This window comes from Candidatus Chordibacter forsetii (genome assembly GCF_964187505.1).
GTDB lineage: Bacteria > Verrucomicrobiota > Verrucomicrobiia > Opitutales > Seribacteraceae > Chordibacter > Chordibacter forsetii.
In genome coordinates this window covers 1-4,407 of sequence record NZ_CAXLML010000153.1, presented here as the reverse complement: position 1 = coordinate 4,407, position 4,407 = coordinate 1, and the positions used below count along the sequence as shown (strand labels likewise).

Here is a 4,407-nt window from a genome sequence, read left to right as displayed (position 1 = left end):
GTTTCCTGGCTCTCCTGAGCAAAATCCATCAATTCGGGTGCTCGTGCCTGCATCCGATAGGCCATTTCGTAGGCCTCGATCCGGGCATTGATCTCTGGGTCGCCCATACGGTTCAAGGAATTCCGGTTCAACTTATTGAGCAGATCAAGGGTTTGCCGCTGAGCAGTCCGGTCAATCCCCTTGGGGTTGGAGACATGGAGGATAGGATCAGCCCCCTGGCGGAAGGGAATACCCTGATGTTCGGAGGGTAGAAATCCGGAACCCCAGAGAGCAGAACCACCGCTCAAAACACCATTGCTTTGTAAGACCACGAATCCAGGGAGGTCGTCCGCCTCACTGCCGATTCCGTAACTTAACCACGATCCCATACTGGCTCGGCCGGGGATGCCGCTGCCCGTGCTCATGAAGAGTTGGGCGGGGGCATGGTTGAAGTGATCGGTCTTCATTGATTTTATGAAGGTCAAATCATCGGCAATTTTGGAAAGGTAGGGCAGGCGGTCGGATAGCTCAGCACCGGACTGGCCATGTTTGGCGAATGGGAAGCGAGGCCCAAGCACCGCAGCATCGGGCTGGATGAAGGCATAGCGCTGTCCCTTAATTACGGAAGGGGGGATGGGCTTGCCCTCGATCTCTGCAAGTTTTGGCTTATTGTCAAAGAGTTCCAACTGGCTGGGTGCACCGGCCATAAACAAAAAGATGACCCGCTTGGCTTTTGTTGGGAAACGCATGAAACCGGGGTTGCCCATTGCTCCAAAACTTTCTTTGGCGAGCATGGAGGCGAGGGCGATCTTGCCCAGTCCAATTCCACAGTCTTCAAAAAAGTGTCTTCGGGTGCGATGTAGGAGTGGATTTGTGATCATGGCTTGGTGATGGATTCGTCTAAATTCATAATAGCCCGGGCGAGCAAAACTTTGCCTGCCCAGATAGCATCAGCTTTTGAATCATTGGTGACATCGACCGGTTTGAGCTGTCCTTTTTGGAGTCGGTCAATTTGTTGCTCGAGGTAGTCTTGCAGGACCTTACTTTCTTCCTCAGATGGTGGGCGGGTAAGGAACCTGCGGAACAATTCATTTACTGGGTCTTTGCTCGTTTGATGGACAAGTTTGCCAGCCTCACGGGCGAGTTCGACATACATTTCATCGTTGAGCAGAGTGAGGGCTTGCAGAGGGGTATTGCTACGGTCGCGTTTGGCGAGGCAATTTTCTCCTGAGGTTCCATCAAAGGTCATAAATCCCGCAAAGGGTGCGGTCCGCTTGATGAAAGTATAGACGGAGCGGCGGAAGCGATCTTCCCCTTTGGATACATTCCATGCCTGGTTGCCAAAGGCATGGGAGAGAACAGTTTTGGGTTGGGGCGGGTAGACCCCAGGCCCGTACATTTTGGAGGAGAGTTTCCCACTGGCATGGAGCATATGATCGCGGATTAATTCTCCACTTAATCTTAAGCGGGGGCCGCGTGCCAGCAAACGGTTCTGTGGATCTTTCTCCAGAAGCTCGGGAGAGGCAGTGGAGCTTTGCTTGTAGGTGGCACTGGTCACAATTTGTCGGTGGAGCTTCTTCAATGACATGCCCTGTTTTCTAAATCCCACCGCCAACCAATCGAGTAGTTCGGGGTGGTCTGGCGCTGGTGCCTGGGTACCAAAATCTCCACTGGTTCGAATCAGGCCAAAGCCGAAGAGGGAACGCCAAGCTCGGTTAACGGTTACCCGGTCTCCAATGGGATTGTCCTGACTCACTAACCAGCGGGCAAATTCCAATCGGTTGGTGGGCATCTTGGTATTTTTGCTGAGAAGAATCTCGGGGATTTTGGGATGCACTTCATGCTTGGGACTGGTGTACTCTCCACGATGGCGCAGGTAAGTGGGGCGGGGGTTATCCGCCGGGCGCTCCTGCATGACCAGTGACCTGCGGTTATTGGGAAGTTGTTTGCGCAGGGCATGAAGCTCAGAAAGTTCGTTCGATTTTAGGGGGATGTTTTTCCAGGGAGCATCACCTGCTTTTCCGGCAATGGTAGATTCCTGGCCATCGCTTAGACCCTTGGTCTTCCAATCATTACCTTCTGGTTCCTGTTCAGAAAATTTCCATGATTGATCCGTTACATGGGATTGTCTTTTACCCTCCGCAGAAATGATTTCCAATTGGGCAATTAAGGCTCCCGGTCCCCCATTATTGGTAGCTTTCACCGAAAGGATGTTGTTTCCTTCCTTGAAGTGACTGGAGACATTTACGGACACAGGTTCGTACCATAGAGAATTTGAGGCCACTTTTTTCCCATTGATGAAAAACTCGGACTCATCATCACAAGTATAGACCAAACGGGCAGATCGTGGTTTCTTTTTTAAGTCGATAGTCTTGGTGAAATAGAGGGTTTGTTTAATTTTGTTATTTTTGTCATCCCAGATCCATTTGGCATGACCATCAAATGCCTGAACATTCTTTTTACTGTAAAATACTTTTTCGAGGTATGTACTTTTAAGCAGTTGAAGGTCATCAGAGTTTAGATCTTTTTTGGTGGCTAATAGATCCTCTATCTTGGCACCCAGTTTTTGTACCTTTGGGCGATTAGATGCAGAGGTGGCAGATATGCGGAACCTGCCAAGACTGGCGACAAAGTGCCTCTCGAAAAGGAGGGAAAGAGAAAAAGATTGGTTGGCAGGTATGGGTTCAGCAAGGGGGAGGATAATATGTTGTTCCTCGCCAACACCGGCACTCCACCCAGATGAACCCTCTTTATCTATCGTTTTGTCTGCACCATGCCCATTGCTTGCAACTGGCTTTTGTATCTCAACTTCCTGACCATCGTTTAGCAGAACATCTATTTCACTTAGAAAGAAGAGTCCTTTTCTACCCTCATAGTAAGACCGCCCAGGGCCAAGATCAGGTAAACGCTTGTCGGTCATCGTTTCGATCCTAAGGGCAGTGATCGGTTCCTTTGTGGTGAAGTTTAGATCGTAGACATCACGCTTGGTGAAATCACCGGATGCGAAAAGCGAACCGTCCTCCATACTTTCCAGATTGGGTAGGTTGGTTTTCCATGCAGTGGGTTGAAGGATATTCCATGCAGTCGCTTCCTTTTGCAGGCTGGTTTTCCAGGCTTGGAAGGTTTGATCAAAATCATGATGACGCCCCATCAATTCTTGGATCTTTTCTTCAATCTGTTTTTCCACTTCTGCTTTCCGTTTTAATTGTCCATCGGTGTAGAGAAGAAGGTCGGGTTCCTCCACATTGTCGAGGAGGGCCATGATGCCAAAATATTCATCATGGGTAATGGGGTCGTATTTATGGGTGTGGCACTGGGCACATCCGGTGGTTAAACCCATCCACACTGTTCCGGTTGTGGCCACTCGATCAACTGCAGCATAGAAACGATACTCCAGAGGGTCGATTCCCCCTTCCTCATTTAATTGTGTATTACGGTGAAATCCAGTGGCAATTTTTTGGTCTTGGGTGGCACCGGGAAGCATGTCACCTGCAAGCTGTTCGATGGTAAACTGGTCATAAGGCATATCCTCGTTGAGGGCACGGATCACCCAGTCTCGGTATTGCCAAATTTCTCTGGGTCGGTCTTTCTCATAGCCATTGGTATCGGCATAACGGGCGAGGTCGAGCCATTCACGGGCCCACTTTTCTCCGTAGTGAGAAGATGCCATCAGTTGATCAACCAATCTTTCGTAGGCATCCACGCGGTCGTCTTTTACAAAGCGATCTGTTTGCTCGGGAGTGGGAGGTAGACCGATGAGGTCGAGATAAAGCCGCCGCACCAGGGCGTAAGGGTCGGCAGGTGCAGAAGGATCGAGTCCGTTTTTCTCCAGGTTTTTCAGAATAAAGGCATCGATGGGGTTGTTTCCCCACTTGGCTGCATTGACCAGGGTGGTGGACGCTTGAGGCGGTTCAAAAGCCCAATGCTTGGCATACTCTGCACCCTCGGCAATCCATTGGTCGAGCAGGTCTTTTTCCTCCTTGGTTAATGAGGCATGAGATTCGGGTGGTGGCATAATCTCATCGGGATCATCGGAGCGGATGCGGTAGTGAAATTCGCTATCTTCTACAACTCCGGGTACTATAATATCGTTTTCCAACGCATCCTCCCTGATATCCAACCGTAGTTTTGCTTTCCTTCCTTCTTCATCTGGTCCGTGGCAGGCGTAACACTTACTGGCAAGCAGGGGGCGGATGTCCTGGTTAAAATCAACTGAAGCAATGCAGGTTATACAGCAGCCCAAAAAGGCAAAAAACAAGGTAATGGCTTTCACATATAGTATAATGTCGCAAATGATCGGTTTCTTACCACTTAAATCACTAAATAAAGATACAAATTCTTATTCAGGTTACAAATTTACTCTTTTAAAATTTTGCTGTCTTGCTCCTTAAAACTTCAAAGGGCGACCATTCAAGTTCGCCCGCCATT

The 4,407-nt window shown here is 49.4% G+C and carries 2 protein-coding genes; both read right to left on the bottom strand.

What is annotated here, in order from left to right:
• Nucleotides 1–860: DUF1501 domain-containing protein (locus ACKPQ4_RS06565; protein ID WP_407680398.1), on the bottom strand; the 860-nt coding region annotated here is incomplete at its 3' end.
• Nucleotides 857–4,252: a DUF1553 domain-containing protein gene (locus ACKPQ4_RS06560; RefSeq protein WP_407680397.1), complete on the bottom strand. Its 3,396-nt coding sequence runs from the start codon at nt 4,250–4,252 to the stop codon at nt 857–859. The genes ACKPQ4_RS06565 and ACKPQ4_RS06560, both read right to left, overlap by 4 nt.
• Between the last annotated feature and the right edge of the window lie 155 nt (nt 4,253–4,407).